Origin of the sequence: Ligilactobacillus animalis KCTC 3501 = DSM 20602 (assembly GCF_001434535.1) — a bacterium.
GTDB lineage: Bacteria > Bacillota > Bacilli > Lactobacillales > Lactobacillaceae > Ligilactobacillus > Ligilactobacillus animalis.
The window spans coordinates 1-22,269 of the sequence record NZ_AYYW01000039.1; the positions used below are offsets into that span (position 1 = coordinate 1).

General features: G+C 41.1%; 16 protein-coding genes, 2 tRNA genes, 1 rRNA gene and 1 pseudogene. 13 read left to right on the forward strand and 7 right to left on the reverse strand.

What is annotated here, in order from left to right; translation table 11 throughout:
* Nucleotides 1–59: 59 nt before the first annotated feature.
* The 3 genes from FC30_RS07120 (at nt 60) to FC30_RS07130 (ending at nt 2,864) form a co-directional block, all read left to right on the forward strand.
* A tRNA-Gly gene (locus FC30_RS07120) sits at nt 60–131 on the forward strand.
* A gap of 3 nt (nt 132–134) precedes the next feature.
* Nucleotides 135–251: ribosomal RNA gene (gene rrf / locus FC30_RS07125) — 5S ribosomal RNA — on the forward strand.
* Nucleotides 252–755: 504 nt separating this feature from the next.
* Nucleotides 756–2,864: a Cna B-type domain-containing protein gene (locus FC30_RS07130; protein WP_010689738.1), complete on the forward strand. Its 2,109-nt coding sequence runs from the start codon at nt 756–758 to the stop codon at nt 2,862–2,864.
* A 33-nt stretch (nt 2,865–2,897) separates the two neighbouring features.
* On the opposite strand, the gene FC30_RS07135 is transcribed toward FC30_RS07130, so the two are convergent.
* From FC30_RS07135 to helD, 3 genes are all read right to left on the reverse strand, one after another.
* Nucleotides 2,898–3,491 carry a sigma-70 family RNA polymerase sigma factor gene (locus FC30_RS07135; RefSeq protein WP_010689736.1) on the reverse strand — a complete coding sequence of 198 codons (594 nt, stop codon included), beginning with the start codon at nt 3,489–3,491 and terminating at the stop codon, nt 2,898–2,900.
* Between the two features lie 133 nt (nt 3,492–3,624).
* Nucleotides 3,625–3,697, reverse strand: a tRNA-Thr gene (locus FC30_RS07140).
* A gap of 79 nt (nt 3,698–3,776) precedes the next feature.
* The gene (gene helD, locus FC30_RS07145; RefSeq protein ID WP_010689734.1) at nt 3,777–6,050 is read right to left on the reverse strand and encodes an RNA polymerase recycling motor HelD; all 2,274 of its coding nucleotides are present in this window, start codon (nt 6,048–6,050) and stop codon (nt 3,777–3,779) included.
* A 229-nt stretch (nt 6,051–6,279) separates the two neighbouring features.
* Between helD and FC30_RS07150 the strand changes: the two genes are divergently transcribed.
* The 3 genes from FC30_RS07150 to FC30_RS07160 are packed head-to-tail and all read left to right on the forward strand — an operon-like array spanning nt 6,280 to nt 9,219.
* A complete protein-coding gene (locus FC30_RS07150) occupies nt 6,280–7,329 on the forward strand; it encodes an efflux RND transporter periplasmic adaptor subunit (protein ID WP_010689733.1) in 1,050 nt (349 codons plus the stop codon).
* Nucleotides 7,322–8,017, forward strand: a complete 696-nt coding sequence (locus FC30_RS07155) for an ABC transporter ATP-binding protein (protein ID WP_029507348.1) — start codon at nt 7,322–7,324, stop codon at nt 8,015–8,017. Before FC30_RS07150 ends, FC30_RS07155 begins: the two co-directional genes overlap by 8 nt.
* The gene (locus tag FC30_RS07160) at nt 8,017–9,219 is read left to right on the forward strand and encodes an ABC transporter permease (RefSeq protein WP_010689730.1); all 1,203 of its coding nucleotides are present in this window, start codon (nt 8,017–8,019) and stop codon (nt 9,217–9,219) included. Before FC30_RS07155 ends, FC30_RS07160 begins: the two co-directional genes overlap by 1 nt.
* 49 nt (nt 9,220–9,268) lie before the next feature.
* Here FC30_RS07160 and FC30_RS07165 read toward each other — a convergent pair whose 3' ends face one another.
* The 3 genes and pseudogenes from FC30_RS07165 to FC30_RS07175 form a co-directional block, all read right to left on the reverse strand.
* On the reverse strand, nt 9,269–9,736 hold the full coding sequence (locus tag FC30_RS07165) for an MFS transporter (protein WP_010689728.1): 468 nt from the start codon (nt 9,734–9,736) through the stop codon (nt 9,269–9,271).
* 145 nt (nt 9,737–9,881) lie between these two features.
* Nucleotides 9,882–10,400: a peptide-methionine (S)-S-oxide reductase MsrA gene (msrA, locus tag FC30_RS07170; protein WP_010689727.1), complete on the reverse strand. Its 519-nt coding sequence runs from the start codon at nt 10,398–10,400 to the stop codon at nt 9,882–9,884.
* A gap of 43 nt (nt 10,401–10,443) precedes the next feature.
* Nucleotides 10,444–11,489: pseudogene (locus tag FC30_RS07175) on the reverse strand (cation diffusion facilitator family transporter).
* A 406-nt stretch (nt 11,490–11,895) separates the two neighbouring features.
* Here FC30_RS07175 and trpS point away from each other — a divergent pair.
* Together trpS and FC30_RS07185 are read left to right on the forward strand one after the other, a co-directional pair.
* A complete protein-coding gene (gene trpS, locus FC30_RS07180) occupies nt 11,896–12,912 on the forward strand; it encodes a tryptophan--tRNA ligase (protein WP_010689723.1) in 1,017 nt (338 codons plus the stop codon).
* A 112-nt stretch (nt 12,913–13,024) separates the two neighbouring features.
* Nucleotides 13,025–13,951, forward strand: coding sequence for a Ppx/GppA phosphatase family protein (locus tag FC30_RS07185; protein ID WP_010689722.1), 927 nt, complete (start codon nt 13,025–13,027; stop codon nt 13,949–13,951).
* Between the two features lie 44 nt (nt 13,952–13,995).
* Here FC30_RS07185 and FC30_RS07190 read toward each other — a convergent pair whose 3' ends face one another.
* A complete protein-coding gene (locus FC30_RS07190; RefSeq protein ID WP_010689721.1) occupies nt 13,996–14,796 on the reverse strand; it encodes a substrate-binding periplasmic protein in 801 nt (266 codons plus the stop codon).
* A 223-nt stretch (nt 14,797–15,019) separates the two neighbouring features.
* Between FC30_RS07190 and FC30_RS07195 the strand changes: the two genes are divergently transcribed.
* The 5 genes from FC30_RS07195 (at nt 15,020) to FC30_RS07215 (ending at nt 22,264) form a co-directional block, all read left to right on the forward strand.
* Nucleotides 15,020–15,319, forward strand: coding sequence for a YSIRK-type signal peptide-containing protein (locus tag FC30_RS07195; protein ID WP_010689720.1), 300 nt, complete (start codon nt 15,020–15,022; stop codon nt 15,317–15,319).
* An 11-nt stretch (nt 15,320–15,330) separates the two neighbouring features.
* A complete protein-coding gene (locus FC30_RS07200) occupies nt 15,331–15,708 on the forward strand; it encodes an LPXTG cell wall anchor domain-containing protein (RefSeq protein ID WP_143828588.1) in 378 nt (125 codons plus the stop codon).
* Nucleotide 15,709: 1 nt separating this feature from the next.
* Nucleotides 15,710–19,879 carry a ZmpA/ZmpB/ZmpC family metallo-endopeptidase gene (locus tag FC30_RS07205; protein WP_010689718.1) on the forward strand — a complete coding sequence of 1,390 codons (4,170 nt, stop codon included), beginning with the start codon at nt 15,710–15,712 and terminating at the stop codon, nt 19,877–19,879.
* Nucleotides 19,880–20,046: 167 nt separating this feature from the next.
* On the forward strand, nt 20,047–21,321 hold the full coding sequence (locus tag FC30_RS07210; RefSeq protein WP_056938496.1) for a hydroxymethylglutaryl-CoA reductase, degradative: 1,275 nt from the start codon (nt 20,047–20,049) through the stop codon (nt 21,319–21,321).
* A complete protein-coding gene (locus tag FC30_RS07215; protein ID WP_010689716.1) occupies nt 21,308–22,264 on the forward strand; it encodes a hypothetical protein in 957 nt (318 codons plus the stop codon). The genes FC30_RS07210 and FC30_RS07215 overlap by 14 nt, the downstream gene beginning before the upstream one ends.
* Nucleotides 22,265–22,269: the final 5 nt, after the last annotated feature.

The window sequence follows — 22,269 nt, forward strand, 5'->3', positions numbered from 1 at the left end:
ACGCCGATAGTAGTTAGGGGATCGCCCCTTGCGAGGGTAGGAAGTTGCCACGCGTTTTTGCGGAAGTAGTTCAGTGGTAGAACACCACCTTGCCATGGTGGGGGTCGCGGGTTCGAATCCCGTCTTCCGCTTAGTGTAGTGATGATCGCATAAAGGTTACACCTGTTCCCATTTCGAACACAGAAGTTAAGCTTTATAACGCCGATAGTAGTTAGGGGATCGCCCCTTGTGAGGGTAGGAAGTTGCTACGCGTCCAAAGTCGTGATCAGTTTTTAACTGGTTGCGGCTTTTTTTCTGCTATTTCTCAAGTGTTGTAAGGCATATGTCGGGTAAAAAAGGGGAATATTTCAGTAAGGTTATTTATGTGCAACTGGAATACATATGAATGCATAAAGATGATCGTATCTGGCTCATAGAGGCTAGTTGCGATCGTCTTTTTGTAGTGTAGAAGACTAAAATTAGCTGGATAAGACTTAATAAGACTTAGCCTAAATTCGCAGTGAATTTTTTTGGTCAATTGCGTTCGAATAAGTTGTGAAATATTGATATCACTAGCAATTATAGAGCATAAAAATAAATGTATTTATTATTAATAACTTTTATGTAAATGTGTGTATTTAAGTTAAATATACATTAAAAAATAATTATTTACAAATTAAAAAGTTGTGGTATTATTTAATTGTTGGTAGTGCATGACCGATATTAGGTATTTAAAACTTTATTGAACATTCCGGGTGTTTTTGGAGGGAATAAAAATGAGAAGAAAAATGAGTGTTTACTTGGTGTTACTAGCGTTCATTGGTGCGTTCTTTACGACACCACTAGTAGCAGTTGCAGATGACATTCAAAGTGAGCAACAAGCGACTAGTGTAGTTACCACCAAAGAACAAGCTGCCCAAGAGCAGGAGGTAGCGCAGAAAACAACAACATCTGCTGATAATACTGCTCGACCTGAAACAAATACACAGGTAGTCCAAAAAGAAGCGGTGTCTGAGATCAATCCACGGGCGCCGACCAAAGTTATTGCTGATGTGAAACAATTGTCGTTAACAGCTGATGGAAAAGCAGTAACAAAGATCGACCAATACACTGACTTGACCTTAAAAATGGGTTTTACCTTGCCTAATAATCAAGTCAAAGAAGGCGATTATTCGCTCATCCAATTGCCAGCTGAGTTACGTTCGGTACGCAATACTAATTTTGAGATCAAGGATACACAAGGAAATGTTGTAGCTCACGCAAAGATCGATGCAGCTAACAAGCAGATCAAGATGGTCTATACTGACTTTGTGGAAAAGCATTCCAATATCACTGGAACGCTCACCTTGGCTTTACGCGTTGATACTAAGGTCGTTAAAGAAAGTAAAAAGCTCATGTTGACACTTGATGTTGATGGTCAAGTCAAACCTTTAGGCGAGATCGATTATGAAAACCGACATGATGATTCTACCGAAGCATTTTCTAAGTCTACATGGTTTATAGATGGAAAAGGCAAAGTGATCCAATATGCGATCCGGGTCAACGGCGGTAAGAAAGATTACCAAAATGTTAAGATCAAGGATACGTTGGTTTCAGCTGGCTTGAAATACAAAGCTGGTAGCTTTACGATCAAGAAGGGTGATTGGAAATTAACTCAAACTGGAAACAGTAGTAATGGCTTTTTCTTGGCTAATGAAGTTGATGTGACCTCGCAATATAAAGTCAATGTGGCAGCTGATCAAAGAAGCTTTGACATTGACTTAGGTGATATCAATGGCGAAGGCTATTTGATCGTTTATCAAGTTGAAGTAGCCCATGATCCAGTACCTGGCGAAGCTTTTAGCAACAAAGCACAAATGACGGCTGATAACTTAGAACCGATCGAATATACAGCTAATGTTGTCTATCAAACTTCCAGCGGGAATGCAACGGGTCACACTTACACGCTCAAAGTTCATAAAGAAAATCAATTAGGTGAACCACTTTCTGGCGCTGTTTTTGATGTGATCCGGGATTCAACTGGAGAACGTGTTCAGACTGTGACGACTGGTGCTGATGGTACTGCCCAGATCACAGGTTTATTGCGTGATAACTACACCTTAGTTGAAACTAAGGCACCTGAAGGCTATCAAGCTACTGATGAAAAACTCAAGATCAAAGCGACTGAATTCGTGATGGGAGCCCCATTACTCAAACATGTCGTCAGTAAAGCTAAAATGATCGATATTTCAGGGAAAAAGACTTGGGAAGATAAAAATAACCAAGATGGTAAACGTCCCGAAAAGATCGTCGTCAATTTGATCGCTAACGGTCACAAAGTTCAAAGTAAGGTCGTAACAGCTAAAGATAACTGGCAATATAGCTTTAAAAATGTTCCTGAATATTATTTAGGTAAGAAGATCAATTATGCTATTACCGAAGAACCAGTCGAAGACTACCAAACAAAGGTCAATGGCTACGATCTGATCAATAGCTATCAACCAGCGACAACTAAGTTTGAAGTCAAAAAGATCTGGCAAGACAACAATAACTACGCATGCGCTCGTCCTAAATCTGTCCAAGTACAGCTTTATGCTAACGGTCAGATCTACGGTGGTAAAGTTGAACTTAGCGCTAAGAACAACTGGCAATACACATGGAAAGATCTGCCAGCAAAACAAAATGGTAAAGCCATCAAATATCAAGTTGTAGAAGTCACACAGATCAAAGGGTATCTTACCCACCAAGTAAACACAGGTGAAAACCAAGTGACCTTGATCAATCGTTACTGTCCACCATTGAATTATCCGAAACATTGCCATAAACCAAAAGTACCTAAAAAAGATTGTTATGGTAAACACCATCACGGGATGAATTTCTTCCCAGGATATATCATTTGTTACTAAAAATTAAATAATCCAGATGGTTAGTGTCCTATTCTAAATAGGAGACTGACCATTTTTTTGATACCAGCGGGCTAGTTTATGGTGGTAGCGTTGCATAGCATTATTGATCTGGGCTTGACTTAACTCGAGTTTTTGGGCAACAAGAGACGCTTTTTGGTAATGAAGATAAGCACAAAAAACTTGATATTCCAAAGGGGTGAGTAAGGTCGGCAACTTCTGCAAAAGTAATTCAAGTTCGATCCTTAATTCAAGATCACAGGGCGTCATCGGCAAAACATCGCCTTTTTCATAAAGCAATGCTTCAAGGGAAATGACCTGTTTTTCAAGCAGCCGTTTCTGGGCATTTTCACGCCGCAAGAGCGAACGAAAGTGATTACAGAGGCTGAGTTTAAAGTAAGCACCAAAAGTAATGTTGGCTTTAGTGGGATCAAAGGAACAAGCTGTTTGATAACAAATGATACGCGCCTCTTGCAGGAGGTCATCAGTATCTAAAAATTGTAAGTGAAAATGACCGATCAAGCTTAAGATCATTGGCTGGTATTTTTTGACCAATAGTTGCAAGGCTAAGCTGTCGGCAAAAGTTTTTAGTTGAAATAATAAATTGGTCAGTTCTAAATCATTTTCCATTGTGATCACTCCAATATGTTTGATAGCTTGAATATAACAGATGCTAGTCCGAGACAAGCACCAACACTGGAGTTAAATAAGAAAAATTATTAAAAAAAGACCCGTAAATTTTAATTTACGGGTCTTTAACGTCAGCCACTTACCGGACTTGAACCGGTGACCCCCACCTTACCATGGTGGTGCTCTACCTGCTGAGCTAAAATGGCATCACTCAATACATAAATTAGTATATATGATTGAGTAATTTTGTGCAAGCAAAAAAGGAATAAAATTAAAAAATTTTTGCTACTTAAGCACTAATTCAGTTTTAAGTGTATATAGCTTAGGTGAAAGCTGCCGCAAAAGCGGTGAAGGTTCACCGATCGTTATCAAGGTCAATTCATGCATCGCACGTGAACAGATCGTATACAAGATCCCCAGGTCAGATAGGGGGTAGTTTTCCTTTGAGATATCATAAGCGATAACAGCATCAAATTCAAGACCTTTAGCGAGATAGATCGGCAAGATAACGACTCCTTTTGGTAAAGCCCGATCTTGATCACCGATCAGAGTTGGCGAAAATTCACGGTGAAGCTGTTGGTAAAGTGTTTGGGCTTGCGCAAGGTCTTTAGTGATCAATGCCACGGTATCATTTGTCGTAAGCTGTTGGTGTAGGGCTTTGTTCAAGGCTATCAGTCCAGTTGCTTGATCGGGTGAAGCGATGATCTGGGGTAATTTGCCATCCCGCGTAAATGAGTTGATCGTAGCTCCATCAGGCAATAAAGCCTTCATAAAGTCGGTGATCTGTGCGGTCGAACGATAACTCGTATTTAACGAAACTACGTGACTCGAACGCGGCTTGAGATTTTTTTTAAGTGAATTCAGCAGTGCTTGCGGTGTTTGGAGCGGATTGAAGAGGGCTTGTTCACTATCACCTAGTAGAGTCAATTTGGCTTGAGGGAAACAGTGTTTAAGATAGATCAGTTGTGGCAAAGTATAGTCTTGCATCTCATCGACAAAAAGATGTACGATCCCTTGATTTTGCCCGTTCCCTGTCAAAAGATCGCGTAGGTAAAGCAGTGGTGCACAGTCTTCCAACGCGATCTGATGAAATTCCAGGCGCTCGCTGAATTCAGCGACACTTTCAGGTAAAGTTTGGGCTAAAAAGTGTTGGTATTGCGCATAAATATCTAAGAAATAATCGTTATAGAGCGCATCATAGACGATCGCAAATTTTTGTTCAACGATCTTACGTGCTAAATGATCGATCTCATCATCAACGGCTTGGAAACGCCCACGTGTCTTAGTACCCAATAAGTCATAGTATTGACGGTCATCTAAATTATCGATTTTTTCTAAGACCCAGTTGGCTTTGGCTTCTTGCTTTATCCGCCGGTTGAGGCGCTTGATCAAGATGTTTTTGGTCTCATGGAAGCGTTGAGCTGGCTTCATCTTCAAGGGGAGCCCTTGGTAGATCTCGGTAATCTCTGCTTTGGAGAAGAAGACTTGTCCACCATCTAAAGTGATGTCACTGAAGCAGAGTTCAGCTGGAGTTAGGTGCTCGAGATATTTTTGGACTATTTCCATAAAGCTAGCTTCTTCTTTTTTAGCACGGATCTTTTTTTGGGTAGTTGTAAGGGTGCGTTGCTTTTCATAGCGATCAAAGAGAGTTTCGACCTTTAAGCCTTGGAAACGTTGCGCTAAAAATTCAGCTAGTGTTACTTGACGCATATTACGCTCGCCTAAACTTGGCAAAACTTCAGAGATATAGTGACTGAAGAGCAAATTAGGTGAAAATAAGACGATCTGATCGGCTGAGAGTTTATCACGACTATGATAGAGCAAAAAGGCGATCCGTTGTAAGATGGCTGAGGTCTTTCCTGAGCCCGCCACCCCTTGAACTAGTAATAATTCATGTTTGGTATTACGGATGATATCGTTTTGTTCTTTTTGGATCGTTGCTACGATATTTTTCATATATTCATCGTTATGTTCACCTAAAACTTGTTGGAGCATTTCATCACCGACTGTTTCATTAGTGTCAAACATATTTTTGATCTGTCCTTCAACGATCGTAAATTGGCGTTTCTTTTGTAAGGTCGTCTCCAATTCGCCCATCGGTGTTTCGTAAGTAACTTTTCCTAAAGTCCCATTGTAATAGATCGAGGAGATCGGAGCTCGCCAGTCATAGATCAAAAAGTTTTGGTGTTCATCTACAAGGGATGCGGTCCCAATATAAAGGGTCTCGGGAGTTTTTTCACCTGGATCAAGGATATCGATCCGCCCAAAGTAAGGCGAGTTTTTGAGTTGCTTTAAGGTCTTGACTTGTTTGGCTAAGATCTTTTCGTTTTCTAAGTTTTTGGCGACCAGTTGCTTTTGTTGTTGAACTTCGGCATTGGTCTCCATTTGATCATCTACTTCGAAAGTATTGATCTTGGCATTTTGTCCGTAATTTTTTTCGACCAGTGAAGTTTCAAGTTGAGCTTTTTGATACTCTTGTTCATTTAGCGTGAGTTGGCGCGTGATCTCTTCTTCGACGTGATCAACATGAGCTTGTTCGGCTTTTTTTGCATTGTCCAAGCAAATCATCCTTTCTGTATGAAACGTGCAAAAAGCTCCTAAATTCAGTAATTACTAAAATTTAGAAGCAATCAGGTTATTATAACATGGATCTAGTGCAGATATGTGACAAAAATGACCAATTATGCTCAAAAGCTTTTTAGCAGGCTCAAAATTATTTACAATGAAACTGGTTGTAAGATTTTTGGTTGCTGGGTATACTTGTAAAAAATAGTTAAGGAGAGTTTTTATGAAACAAAAAAGATTCAAATGGTGGCAGATCCTATTGGGGGTAGTCGTCTTAGTGATGGTGGGAAACTTAGTTTATGGTACATTGAAAAAAAGTACGCCTGCCGCTGAAAATAAGAAATATGCAACGGTCAAGGTCAGTCAGGCAGCTCCATTGACTTATTCGGGGAAAGTTGAAGCCGTTAGAACTCAAGTTTTAGCACCAACTTCAGGCAAAGCGCAAAGTGTGACCGTTCAGAATGGCGACCATGTGGAGCAAGGTCAAGCGGTGATGACGACTTTTAGCGAATCCTATGAAGAACAAGCAACGGAGGCCCGCCAAGCTTTGGCTAAAGCGCAACGACAAGTCAATCAACAACAACAAGCGGTCGAACAAGCACAAAGACAGTTAGCTCAACTGAGTCGCGAGGATGAAGGTTATACTGAAATGCAGACCCAAGTAACGACTGCACGTAACCAACTCGAAGACGCCCGTGGGGAAGTGACCGATGCGCAAAATAAACTAAATACACTTAATGGGCGCGTCAATGGAACTGTGACTGCACCATTTGCGGGCACGGTAACCGTTGAATATGATAAAACTGGGCAACCAAGTGTGACGTTATCTTCAGATGATCTCCAGTTGAGTACCCAACTTTCAGAATATGATTATCCGAAAGTTAAAGTCGGTCAGGAGCTCAAGGTGACAGCCTTAGCAACTAAGCATGAGCAAACGACCAATTTAGGTTATTTAGCCAATACACCAGCACAAAATAGTAAGGCCAACGATTCTAAATATGAATTAACAGCTCCGTTAGACGGTACGAAATTTATGGCAGGGCAAACACTCAATGTAATGATCACCCAAACAGGAGTGCAAATTCCACAGTCTAGTGTCAAAGCTGGTCATGTCTATGTCGTGGAAGCTGGTAAAGCTAAACGGGTCGCAGTTACTGGAACAAAATCTAATGGAAGTTTTATCGTTAAGAGTGGATTGAATAAAGGCCAACGGGTCATTGTTGATCCAGATAAGGGGTTAAAAGATGGAAAAACAGTTGAGACCAATGATTGAGCTAAAAAATATCAATAAGTCATATGTTCAAGGTCCAAACAGCTATCATGTGCTCCATGATATCAATTTAACGATCGCTCAAGGTGAATTTTTGGCGATCATGGGCCAATCAGGTTCAGGGAAATCGACTTTGATCAATATCATTGGCTTTTTGGATGACCAATTTGAAGGAACTTATTTCTACTATGAACATCCGATCCATGAATATACGCGGGCTCAGTTTTCTAGTTTACGAAATCAAAATGTGGGTTTTGTCTTTCAAAACTTCAAGTTGATCCAAAATGTTTCGATCGCAGAAAATGTCGGATTGCCTTTATTATATGCGGGGCAAAAACGAGCATATATCAGGGAGCGTGTCCGTGAAGTTTTAAAGGCGGTAGGTTTGGCAGGCTATGAAGACCAATTACCTAAAAATCTTTCAGGGGGCCAGCAACAGCGAGTATCGATCGCCCGGGCTATCGTGACCAAGCCTAAATTTTTGATCGCAGATGAGCCGACTGGTGCTTTAGACAGTGAAACGTCTAAGGAGATCATGGCTTTATTCAAACAACTGAACCACGATAACGATACAACGATCATTATCGTGACCCATGATCCGAATGTGGGAGCTCAAGCTGATCGTCTGGTACATATTTTAGATGGACGTTTGACAGAAGATACAGAGCATAAGGCAAAGGGGAGAAGCTAATGAAGTTTATCGAATTACTGAAAACAGCGTGGCAATCGTTAAAAGTCAATCCCAAGCGTAGTTTTTTGACGATGATCGGGATCATTATCGGGATCGCAGCGGTGATCACGATCATTGCCCTAGGAAATGGGGTCAAAAAGAAGCTGATCAATAATTTTAAGCTAACTGGTAGTGGGGAACAGACAACAACGATCGAGTTTATGTCGACTGATCCAAAGGCGGTCGGCTTTAAGCAAAATGATATTTTAGCGATCGAACAAAACTTCTCGGGCAAAGTCCAAAAAGCTCAGCTCTATACTAAAAAGGCCGGTATTCAAAGCTATGCTCAATTTGGCAATGATGCTGATACAACGGTCTCGTTGGGCGTAACGACTAAGCCGATCGCTGATTCATTGATCGTAGAAGGTAAGAATTTTACACAGCAGACTTTCTTACAAGCTAGACCTCAAGTATTGATCACTAAGGAGTTAGCTAAACGTGAATATAAGGATATTAAAAGTGCGATCGGTACGCCTGTCTTTATCAATAACACCAATTATGTCGTCGCTGGGATCTATCGTCAAAATCAGTTAGCTGATATAAATGATCCAACTTCAGGGGATGTGATCGTCCCTAAAGATGTTTACTTTGCTAATGGAATAAGTAAGACACAGGGAAATACTTTGAAGTTGACGATCACCAAGGGAGAAAATGCTTCTAAAGTAACTAATAAAGTTGTTGATTATTTGAAAAAGAATGCGACTGCTAAAGATCAAGGTGAGTATGCTTTCTTGGATCTGGGAAGTATGCTAGAACAACTTTCTAAGACGATGGATACCTTGACTCTTTTCATCAGTGCGATCGCCGGGATCTCGTTGTTTATCGCTGGGATCGGGGTCATGAATATGATGTATATCTCAGTTTCTGAGCGTACGCAAGAGATCGGGATCAGGTTAGCGATCGGAGCCACACCAAGCAATATCTTATTCCAGTTTCTGCTGGAAGCGATCATGTTGACTGTCAGTGGTGGCTTGATCGGTTTTGGCTTTGGCTGGCTCTTTGCGCATGCGATCGCCAAATTTATACCAGGCGATATCACAGCTGTGGTGACCTTCAATTCATTTTTATTGGCATTTGGGGTCTCGACAGCAGTTGGGATCATTTTTGGACTCTTACCAGCCCGTCAAGCAGCTAATAAGAATTTGATCGATATTTTAAGGTAAAACTAAAGTGGAGCTCCCTTAGAAATGTTGGGCGCTCCACTTTTTGTGGTTATTTTTCTTTTTTACGCAAACCAAGTGAAATAATTAAACCTAAAATAATTAATGCAATGGTAAAGTAGATCCCATAATGGACCCCAGTCGTAAAGGCTGTAGCTGCTTTAGCACTTGGATCGATATTTTCACCGAAAGTCAAAAGTAAAGTAGCTAAAGCAGCAAGGGCTGAAATAATAGCACCTAAAAGAAAATCACTCAATCCAAAGATCACTAATTGACGGGTAGAAAACCATTTAGTCAATAAGCTTGAAAAGGGCAAAACGATCCCGATCACTAACATATAGCCTGTGACGAGCCATTGAGCACTAGCGGTTGAAATATTTAAGGCACGAATGAGTTGGGGCAAAGCAATGTTTAAAGAAGTTTCTGAAAACATCCCCACAAAAGCCCCGACTAAAACGCCGATCATTGCTAGCATGGGGCGTTCTACCTGGACACGTGCTTGTTTACTTGTTGTTTCCAATTGATCGATCCTTTCTCTTATAAAGCGAAAACAGTGATTATCATAGCAAAGTAAGTTAGCCCTTCGTAAGTGATTTTTTAGTGAAAAAGATAAAAAATCTTTAATAAAAAATCCGAGTCCACCCAATAGGTAAACTCGGATCTAGTCATTTCCAATATTTTTCGATAAAAGCTTGGCGACCACCAGCTTCTTCTAACTCAAAGCGTGCTGGATCTTTTTTGTAAAAATCTTGATGATATTCTTCAGCGGGATAAAAAGGTTTAGCATCTTCGATCTGGGTCACGATCGGCTTGTCGAACCGTCCACTATTTGCTAGCGCTGTTCGTGATCTTTCGGCGATCTCACGCTGGGTGTCGTCTTTGACGAAGATAACGGGACGGTAGCTATCACCGCGATCTTGGAACTGTCCCATCGCATCAGTTGGGTCAGTTTGATTCCAATAGATCTCAACCAGTTGTTCATATGAAACTACGCTTGGATCAAATTCGATCAAAACGGCTTCGGTATGGCCTGTTGTTTGGGTTTTGACTTCTTCATAGGTCGGATCAATGGTATGTCCACCTGTATAACCGGAAATAACTTTTTTGATGCCTGGATAGGTATCGAATGGTTTGACCATACACCAGAAGCATCCACCGGCAAAAATTGCTGTTTCTGTTTGCATAATAAGACCTCAACTTTCTATAGATATACGTCCTAGAGTTACCTTATTTAGGACGTCTTTTTCTTGGGGTTAGATTTTTGGTAGTTTTAGCAGTGATCGTGTTTGTATCAGGGATAAATGAAACATCGGTATCGATCACCCCAAATTTACGGCGCATCATGTCTTCGATGTATTCGGCTAAGTGATAGCTCTCTAAGACATTCATGTTAGCATTGACGATGATCACAACATCAACGGTAACTAGATTACCATTGTAGTGGGCTTTCAATTCATCGACTTCGGTGACACCTTTGATACTTTTGATCGCCATACGGAAGGTATTTTCTGCCTTAGGATCAAAGTAATCGGCGAGATTCAAACTGCTCTCCATGAAGATCCGTGCGCCGGAATATAAGATAAAACAACCGACTAGAATACTGGCTGCACCATCAAGCCAATTGATCTTAAATAGGAGAGCACCAGCGATCGAGATCAGTGTGCCTAAACTCGTCAAGGCATCGCTCAAACTATCTTGAGCTGAGGCAATCAATGAGGCATTTTGTAAGCGATGCCCCCATTTTTTATTATTATGCCAGACAAGTAACATGATAACACTAGCGATCCCAGCTCCGACTAAAGCAATCGGCTGCGGTACGACTCGTTTATCAGGTGAAAATAGCCCGGATATCCCCTGGAAAATAACGCTCAATGAGATAGCGATCATTACGATCCCTGTGACGAGGGTAAAGATCGTCTCATAGCGAAAGCGGGTAAATTGGATCCGTTGATCATTTCCAGTTTTGTGCAAAGAAAGTTTAGGCAAGGGAACGACCCCGGCAATGTCATCATCATCGATGTCACGGGCAATGTGGATCCCGATCATCAATAGTGAAGTCGAAATGATCCCGGATAAGTTGTTGAATGCATCCGCCCGTAAAGTTTGTGAGTGACTCATCGAGGCTAAGATCCATTCGATGATCGAGATCAAAAGATAGGCAAAGACATTGAGTGATAAATGGCGCATAGCTGCATTTAGTTTAGTCAATTCTTTGGCTTGAACTTTTCCCAGTCTTCATATTCGCGCTTAAGATGTTTATTAACATCACGCATGATCAGCTCACCTCTTTTTCCGAAATTTTTACCTACATTATAATACAGATGGGAACCTGCTGGTAGCTATTAGTTTTACTTAAGGTGAAAAATTGATATATTTAAAATGAGGTCACATGTTACGAAAATTTACTACTTTACAGCGACACTAATATCAACTACAATAAAGTTAAACTTCGCTGAACGGTAAATAGTAGTGAGTCACCTAACAGAGAGGCATCGATTAGCTGAGAAGATGCACGACTTTATGAATTGGATGCCGCGAGAAGACAACTAGATAAGTAATTGAGCGGCATTTTGCAAGTTAGGTGGCACCACGGTAACTCGTCCTAATATCTTTATGGTATTAGGGCGTTTTTTTAGTATCTGACCTGTTTAAACGCTCAAGTTAGGGAAGGAAAATATTATGGCAAAAGATATTATTTTGACTGGTGATCGTCCCACAGGTAAATTGCACATCGGACACTATATCGGTTCGTTAAAAAATCGGGTCGAAATGCAAAATACGGGTAAATATGACACCTTTATCATGATCGCTGATCAACAGGCATTGACGGATAATGCCCGCGATCCAGAAAAGATCAAAAATTCATTGATCGAAGTTGCGTTGGATTATTTAGCTGTGGGGATCGACCCCACTAAATCAACGATCTTTGTGCAATCACAGATCCCGGCTTTAGCAGAACTAAATCTATATTATTTGAATTTAGTTACTGTTTCACGTTTAGAACGCAATCCGACTGTCAAGACTGAGATCGCCCAAAAGAATTTTGAACGTTCGATCCCAGCTGGCTTTTTCACTTATCCTGTGAGTCAAGCAGCTGATATTACTGCGTTTAAGGCTAATTTGGTCCCAGTAGGTGATGACCAAGAACCAATGTTGGAACAAACGCGTGAGATCGTACGTAGTTTTAACTCGATCTATGGCAAAGAAGTTTTAGTCGAACCACAGGGTGTCTTTCCACCTAAAGGATCTGGTCGTTTGCCAGGGCTTGATGGCAATGCGAAGATGAGTAAATCTTTAGGCAATGCGATCTACTTAGCCGATGATGCCGATACTTTACGCAAAAAAGTAATGTCAATGTATACCGATCCTAACCATATCCACATTGAAGATCCTGGTCAGATCGAAGGCAACATGGTCTTTACGTATTTGGATATCTTTGATCCCGACAAACAAAAAGTGGCTGAATTAAAAGAACACTACCAAGCTGGTGGCCTTGGGGATGTGAAGATCAAGCGTTACTTAAACGAAGTGCTTGAAGCTCAATTAGGACCGATCAGACAACGCCGAGAAGAATTTGCTAAGGATACCCCTAGTGTTTACACAATGCTAAAAGAAGGTAGTCAAAAAGCAAATGCGGTAGCAGAACAAACTTTAGCTGAAGTACGGGCTGCTATTGGCGTCAACTATTTTGATTAATATAAAAGACTGGCAGATGTCAGTCTTTTTTTGTGGAAACGACATTTATATTAATGATTTCTGAGGAAAATGTGATAAGATAAAGGTACTTAAATAAGTCGAGGTGTGGAATTTGAAAAATTTAGTGATGCTTGATTTTGGTTCTAATTCGACGCGCATGTCGATCACGCAGATCGCGCCTGATGGTAGTTTCAAAGAGATCAAACGAGCCAAAGAGATGACGCGTTTAGTCGAAGGAATGGGGCAAAGCGATGGTCAAAAGATCTTGCAACCTCAGGCTATTCAGCGGACCTTAGCTGCATTGTTGAAATTTAAAAAACTTTATCGCGATCTGCCTAACGTGTCAGTTCGCGGGATCGCCACAGCTGCCGTGCGTGAGGCGCAAAACCAAAATGAATTTTTACAACAAGTCAAAGAAGTTACTGATGTTGATGTTGAAGTGCTCTCAGGAAGTTCAGAAGCCTACTATGATTATTTAGCAGTGGTCAATACTTTGACTGTCAAAGATTGTGTGATCTGTGATATGGGTGGCGGTAGCTTTGAACTAGTTGTAGTTAAAGATCGAAAAGCTGTGAATTATATCAGCATTCCTTATGGGGCGGTCAGTTTGACTGAGAAATTTCATGCGACTGATAAGATCAGTGCTCGCGACCTTTTTTCTTTTGCCCGCTTTTTAAATTATAAGTTCCATCAGCTTCCTTGGTTAAAGGAAGGGGAAGGCTTACCACTAGTCTTACTAGGTGGCGCCAACCGCACCGTTGCTCGCCAAGAGTTATTGCGGTCAGGTAAAGATGAACTTGATCAGATCCATGGGTTGAAATTATCTGCGTATATGTTTTTAGAGACATATACCGATTGGCTCGGTAAAGATATGATGCAAAGAAAAGCTGTTTTGGGAAGTGAGGCGCCTCGAGCAGATATCATCATAGGTGGCCTGACGCCAGTTGCCTTTTTATTGGAATACTTACAGATCTCTGAAGTCATCTTTTCAGAAAGTGGCGTACGTGAAGGTGTCTTGTACTCAATGTTACAAAAATAAAAAACGATCCACTGTTATGAAATTCATGGCAGTGGATCGCTTTTTTAATTTAAGGTCAGATCCTTGGTGAAATATTTTTGCGAGAGCTCAGCGATCTTTTCGGTAGAGCGCAACTCGTCGATGCCTTTTGTTAAAGTTTCATTTATCTTGGGATGATTGTGGGTGATCAAACTCAAAGATGATGCTAAGACGTTTGGATCTGAAATGCGGTGTAAAACAGCATTTTCTTCGGCCTTAGTCGCCTTGACCGGAGCCTTAGCTAATGTGGGCTCAGCTTTTAAGAGGGCATAGTAGTTGTAGTCGTTTAGGATGCCCGCTGATATTTGTGATTTTTCAAGGGCTGCCAGCAGTTCTGCTGGATCAGCGAAGACGACGGGCTTTAAATCGAGCTCTTTTAGGAGAGCTTGTTGTTGGCCACTTTCTAGCAGCCCCACTTTTTTATGCAACATTTTATCGAGTTTTTTTGTTTTAGCATCTTGGCGGGTAAAGAGGACATTTTTGGGATAGAGGAAAGCTTTGGTACTTTGATAACTCTTAGAAAAATTAGCTTTATCACCCAAGATGAAGTCGATCTGCCCGTTTTTTAAAGCCGTTTGCATTTTTTCTTGGCTCGAATACGCTTGGAAGTTTATCTTAGTGTCGGTCACTTCTTCTAATTGATGGGCTAATTCGATAGAAAAGCCATGCCAGTTTTGCCCATTTTTGTAGCTATATGGCTTATCATTTTCTAAGATCCCCATGGTAAAAGAAGTACGAGCAGCTACTGTAGTTGACTTAAAGTTTAAACAAAATAAACCTAAAAAAGTACTAAGCAGCAGGAGATAGAATTTTTTTTGCTTTGACATCGGTGTCACCTCATGTTTTTTAAAAATTCCTAGTGTTCATGCTTAATATTATAGCAGAATGGCAGCGTCTAAAACATATTAAGGTAAAGCTGGCTCAAAAACTTGCTGAAACATTCTGATATATGGTAATTTAACAGCAGGATGGAAGAATTTTAGAAAAATTTAATTATTTTAACTTAAGTTTTGTAGCAATTTATGGTGTGAATTGTGAAGGGAGAAAATTATGGCTAAGTCAAACCGCTCGAAGTGGCAGATGGGGGAACAAAAACAGCAATTTGCGATCAGAAAATTCTCACAGGGAGTATTTTCTGTTTTAGTTGGGACAATGTTTGTTTTCGGGACTCCCGCAGTTATCCAAGGGGATGAGATAGCGGGTACTCATATCGGAACAAAGAAAAAAGAACAGTATCAGATCAAATTCCAGCATGTAACTGAGAATAGTTTAACTTCAGAACAAAGGGAAAAGTTATTTATGATAATCCACCTAAGACTAAAGTTGGTAGTGACCAAGTCTATTATCTAGTTTATCGCCCGGTGGCAACGCAGAATTTACCACAAACGGGCGAACTTGAAATGCCTTGGGAATTAGGGTTGCTTGGAGCTACAGCACTGATCATGGGGCTAGGAGTACTGCCAAAACGAGCACGTAAATATCGCTTTTTGACAGCTATCATTGTGGCTTCGACGGTTGTAGGAGTAGGAAGTTCAGTGGCTAGTGCTAGTCCAAATTTTGCCGAGCTAAGCAGTTATGATCGAGCTTACTTAGTAGCGGAAGATGAAAATTCACCAGAAATATCGACTCAACATGCTGGCTATCAATATATTGGTTATATTTTAGTTAGTGATATCAAGCACCCTGGAGAGTCAGTACCGACTACACGACCAGTTACAGAAAAAGTAGTTCCCATATGAAGTGACACGCGATGCCGAAGGAAAAGAACTCGCCCGTGTAGAAAAGAGTAGTAAAATCACCAAAGCCCCAGTAAATGAAGTCGTTGCTCAAGGAACTAAGTTATATGCTAAACCGTTAGTCGAGCTCACTAGCGCAGACGAAGCTGTTGATAATAAAACAGCTACCGTTAGCTACACTGTAACTGATCCTGATAAGAAATTGCGGGCTATAAAAGTAAGTTTGTACAAGGATAACGAAAAAGTAACTGAAAAATTAGTTGATCTGGCTACTTTAACGACGACTTTTGCTGATCTGGCTTACAATACGAATTATCGACTCGAAACAGAATACACTTATGATATTGGCCAAGGTGATCAGACAGAGAATTTAAAACCGATCACGGTGGAATTGACCCCTAAAAAAGTTGAGCTAAAAAATTTCAATAATATCGGCTTATATCAATTAGGCGCAAATGGTGGTCTAGAGTTAGTCTCTAGTTTAGCTGAATTACCAACTGATCCTAATAAATATGTTGCTAAGATCGTTTCGGCTCAACAAAAAGATTGGTATTTGCCGATCGCTTCATTTGAGGAGGTCGAGCTCGGGGGCAAAACTAAGTATCAAGCTACGATCGCAACGCCAGAATTGGTGACATATCAAGCTGATAAACGTGATTTTTCTGCGGGACATACTTTTTTGATCGATAAGACAGAAGTTTCAAATGAATATACCAATTTTGCCGAGTTGCTCAAGGCAATAAAAGCTGATCCAACGGGTGACTTTATACTTGCAGCTGATCTGGATGCGCTTGGTCTTGCCGATACAGATGCTAGTTATATCACTGAAACATTTAGCGGGACTTTGCGCAGTAAGGCTGATAATGCCTATACGATCTACAATTTGAATAAACCGCTGTTTAATGTGGTCAAGGGTGCCACGATAGATAATATCACATTTGAAAATGTTGAGATCACTGATAATGTTGCTGATACTGGTAGTTTAGCTCGTGTCTTAGATGGAGCTTTGATCAGTGGTGTCAATATAAAAGGTGATATTCGTTCGACGCAAACGACAGGTGGGCTAGCAGCGCGGATCAAAAATAACACGCAGATCTCACGGTCATCATTTACTGGTACGATCACCCTGACAGGCAATGCTTATGATCAAGGTGGAAGCTTAGTCGGCTATGCTGAAAATTCTAAGATCGCACGTAGCTTTGCCGATGTCTATCTGACAGCTAAGGTCCATGATACCAATGATAATGTTGGGGGCTTAGTCGGACGTTTGGCAAGTGGCTCGGTCGAAAAGAGTTATGCTACTGGGACGATAAAAAATGATGGCTTGGCAAAACGTGCTGGTGGTTTGGTCGGTAGTGCTTGGACAAACGGGCGGGTCGTTGAAGCGATAAGTGCAGTCAAGTTGGAAAATGGTTATATTTTCCACGGTGATGTTGATTTCAAAAGGCCACCGCATCAAAAGGCTTACTATGTTTCTGAGGTCGCAAGCGGTCTAGCTAATGATTATCCGACTGCGATCACTGAAGCAGTTGCCAAAGAAATGCTTCAAAAATGGCAAGTCACGGCTCCAATATGGAAAGGTGCTGCCGGAACTCAAACGATCGATTATTCACAATTACCAAATTATCAAGCCGAGCGTGAATTAGCTTATAGAAATATGGAAAAGTTACTTCCATTCTATGATCGGTATACTATTTTGAAATACGGAAATAAAGTCTTGCCAAGCGATAAACTTTATACGACAGCATTGACGGCAGTTGTACCAATGAAAGCGGGCAAAGTCGTGGGCGATTCGGTCGGAGAGCCGGGGCAGTTGACGAGCTTGTTGCTCCATTTTGCTGATGAAACGGTGACCCAAGTAGCGCTTGAGTCCTTAGGTGAGTATAAACAAACCAATATCAGTGAGTATCAGTTCGCTAATGGACTGCTCTATACGCCATATCAATTGGGGGGAGCATGGGAGGAATTACTCACAGAAGTCGTTGCTGCTTACCGCTCATTGAACTACTATTCTTCAGAAACAACAGCAAGTTTAGCGTTACAGCCATCAGAAGATAGTTTGAAAAAGGCTAAAAATACGGCACTTGAAAATTATCGAAAAGTACATCCAGATGAAGTGTTGACGGCTGAAAAAACAGCTGCGATCGAAGCCGAGGCGGTAGAACAAGTACGGATCGGACGGCTAAATGAGTTGTATCTCCAAGGGGCATTTACCAAAGTCAAAAAAGATATCAAAGCACAATTGAGTTCTTTGACGACCTCAATGGCTGTCGTTGATCTAACTTCTGCAGTGATCCGGGCTGATCTCAAGCAGAAGTTAGAAGCTAAAAAACTAGAATTGACACTAGCCTTGGCTTATCTAGAGCGACTATATCATATCAATTACGGTGAGCTAGATCTGCATGCGATCGCAGCTTACTACCCAGATTTTTACGGTAAGAAAGTAGATATTTTGTCATGGCTGAGTGACTTTTCTAAGCTAGGGGGAACCAAATTAGCGGTCAAAAATAACTATGCGACATATGTAGCACTCTTTAGCCCACTGACAGGTGATCAAGATGTCGTTGCATATTTAGACCATAATCGTCGTTTGTTTGCTCCACAGTTAGATGACAATACGTGGTTCAAAACAGCGACTAAAGCGTATGTCTATGAGGCAGCTTCAAAGGAAGTACCGGATGCTGAAGTTCGGGTCTATGAACGGATGAAAGGCAAAAATCGCGCTGAATATCGTAACTATCTACTTCCAGTGCTCAATTTAAGTGAGCGAAATATGTTTATCTTTACAACGATGTCAACGATCTCTTTTGGGATCTATGAACGCTATATCGATGAAGCATTGAAGAAAGAACCAGATAAATATCGCGCAATGCAAGATCAAGTTGACCAGAAAGTCGCTAAGTATGCCCAGATCATGGCAAATTACTATGATACTTGGTATCGGATCGTATCCGAAAATGTAAAAGGCCAATTATTGACGCGCGACATTCCGATGTGGGATGGTTATTGGATCATTGATACTAAACAGCCTGGAAATTATCAGAATCGCTGGGTCAATAAATTGGATAAATCGGTCACAGGGGTCTATGAATTCTTTGCCCCGATCGGCAAGCTGTACGGAGCAAATGGTACTGGAGCCTATGCAACTGGGAGTTTAGTGCATTTTGTTGTAGATGGACAGCTCAGTGACTATGGAGTCGCAGTCGCAACGCATGAGATGACCCATAATTTTGATGGTGTGATCTACTTTAATGGTCATGGACGGCGTGGAAATATCGGAGCAGAAACATTTGCTCAGGGATTATTAGAAGGTCCTTGGTCTCCAACGCAAGCTAACTATGCCTTGAATCTAGCGTTTGATTGGACAGATCGAACGGGACAGACACAGAACAAGAGTTTTACTGACATCCAAACTAGCGCTGATCTAGAGCGATATATGCATGGAGTCTTTGATGTGACATATCTTTTAGATCATGCTGAGGCTCAAGCGATAATTGGGCTAAACAGCGAGCTTAAGCGACAGTATCTAAGAACGATAACTTATAATGCTAAAACTGCACAAGATATTGTGAGTGATACTGCGTTAAGTGAAGAACTAGCCCAAAAATTGACGAGCTGGGAAAGTTTGATCGACAATAATATTGTCGTGGCTCGGAACTATAGTGGTGGTAAGTATGGTAAAAATATTTATGCTACGGTTTCAATGTATGCGCCGATCTATGCGGGCTTGCAAAATGATGCTGGAAGCGTAGGGGGATTGTTATTTAGAAAGACAGCTTTTGAACTTTTAGCGGCTAAAGGTTGGGAAAATGGCTTTATCCCTTATGTCTCTAATCAATATCAAAAACAGGCTAAAGCGGATAACAGAGAGCTTTCGGATGCTTATATCTTTGAAAAGATCTGGGGTGATCAATATGCAAACTATGCTGAATTTAAAAAGGCAATGTTTAATGAACGGATCGCTAAAAAAGATAGCTTAAGACCGATCACGATCACATATAACCAAAAACAAGTGACGATCACGTCATATGCTGAGCTCCAAACTTTGATGGACCAAGCTACATTAGCAGATGCGAAGTTGCTCCAAGCCAAGAAAAAAGCAGTCAACGTGGATGCGCTCAAGGCGCAATATAATACATTGACTGCGAGTTTTAAAGAATCGATCTTTAACTGATAATTAAATAAAGGGCAAGTAATGCAGTCAATAGTGAGGGCTCTACCATGATATGTGGTGGGGCTCTTGTTATTTGTAGCGGAATTTCGATACTTGTATTTTTTTATGATAATGCTTAAACTAAAAGAGTCTAACGGATAACAGAATAGAGATCTGAGGAAATATATATGAACGGATTTAGCAAATACTATCAAAAAGATCGCCAGACACGACTGGATATCTTAGTACAACAAAAAAAATTGACGCAAGCTGAAGTGGATTCTTTGATAGCGCCAAAACTTGATCTTACACTGGGTGACACGATGATCGAAAACTTTATCACGCAGTATCAGATCCCGGAAGGCTTGGCGTTAAATTATGTCATTGATGGAAAAGAATATCTGATCCCAATGGTGACGGAAGAGCCCTCGGTGATCGCCGCTGCCAGCCATGGAGCAGCGATCGTCAAGCGGGGTGGAGGGTTCAAAAGTGAGCTAAAAGAACGCTTAATGATCGGGCAGATCGTTATCGAACAGGTCAAAGATGCCACTAAATTAGCTCAACAACTTGAACAAATGCAAGCTAAATTACTTCAATTGGCTAATGAAGCTCATCCGTCGATCGTTCGCCGCGGTGGTGGTGCCCGTGAGATCAGAATGCGGATCTTAGCTCCAGATCTGGTCTCTCTTGATCTGATCGTTGATGTTAAAGAAGCGATGGGCGCTAACATGTTGAATACGATGTTAGAGGCTTGTGCGAGTTGTTTGCAAACTGAGCTTGATGCAGAGATCTTATTGAGTATTTTATCCAATTATGCAACACGCTGTTTAGTAAAAGTCACGTGTGAGATCCCAGTATCTGCGCTGACTAAAGGCGAGCTAGCGGGAGAAAAGATCGCGCAAAAGATCGCTACTGCTAGCCGCTTAGCCCAACTTGATCCTTATCGAGCAACGACGCATAATAAAGGGATCATGAATGGGATCGATGCAGTCGTGATCGCCAGTGGTAATGACTGGCGGGCGATCGAAGCTGGTGCGCATGCCTACGCAGCCCGCAATGGTAGTTACCAGGGCTTGAGTACTTGGCAAGTCAAAGGCGATATGTTGATCGGTGAATTAGAATTGCCTTTACCACTAGGATCAGTTGGTGGTTCGGTCTCGATCGTGCCGCTAGTCAAACTTAACCATCAACTTTTAGAATTACAAGATGCTAAGGAATTAGAAAAGATCGTGGCGGCTGTTGGCTTAGGCCAAAATTTAGCAGCACTATATGCCTTAGTGACTGATGGGATCCAAAAGGGCCATATGAAATTACAATTGAAAAGCTTAGCCGTCGCAGTGGGAGCTAGCCCGAGTGAAGTTTCAGCTGTCGTAGCGGAGTTATTAGCTAAAAAAGCGCGTGATTCAGCTACAGCTAAGCAGATCTTAGAAGAGATAAGAGGAAATAAACGTGAACAAAAATGATTTGACAACTAAAACCCAAGAATTGATCGCTCAAGTTGAGGAAAAATTTCCTGCTGGAGTCGAGATCGAATTTAAAGAACCTAAAAAAGTGGGCTATTTACGCCATGACCAAGCCCAGCACTATTTACATGGTGGAAAATTAAAGGTCGATGTTTATGATCAAACAGATCCGGATTATACGATCGCGCATGAGCTATTACACTTTTTATTGATGCTAGATAAGACACCACAAGTAGCGTTTAATTTGACGACAGGCGATACGAATAAAGATCATAAATTTATGCTAGCAGGGATCGACCTATATGATACGGTCTTACACACTAAAGTCTATGCTAAACAACAGGAATTGGGTTTTGTAGATGAAAGCGTCGAAGAGTTATATTTAAAAGGTGTTTTAGCGATCTTAAAGCCTGAGCCAAAAGGAAAACGCGATGAATGGATGGTCTTACGGACGGTAACATTATTAGATGCTTTAGTCTTTTTTGCTGATGATCTAGCACAAGTGTTACCAGAATTGGAAAAAAATTATCCGATCTCCTTAGCTGCAGCGCAAAAACTCTATGCGGTCATGACAGAAAAATCACTCCAGACAGCTTTTGAAGTGCGGCGGGGTGTGGTACGTTTATGGAAATCATTTGATAAGCAACTCAGCGAATGGAATTTATTGTCCATGCACTTAAATGATTTTATCACGATAACGCCTGTTTTGAGTGAACGGCAATTACGCTTGGAAACAAGTGCCTTATTTGAATTTTATCATACACCTTGGCAAGAGAATTTAACGTTTAAATCAGCTTATGCGGGGCGTTTCAAGGTCGATGGTCAAAATTCATTTATCTTACCCGATCTAGGTGAAAAACCTGCTGAAAAGTTTAAAGAACTCTATGCTATGCCAGTCAATCAGCTTTTAGCCACGCTAGGTGTAGACTACTTATTACGTTAATAAAA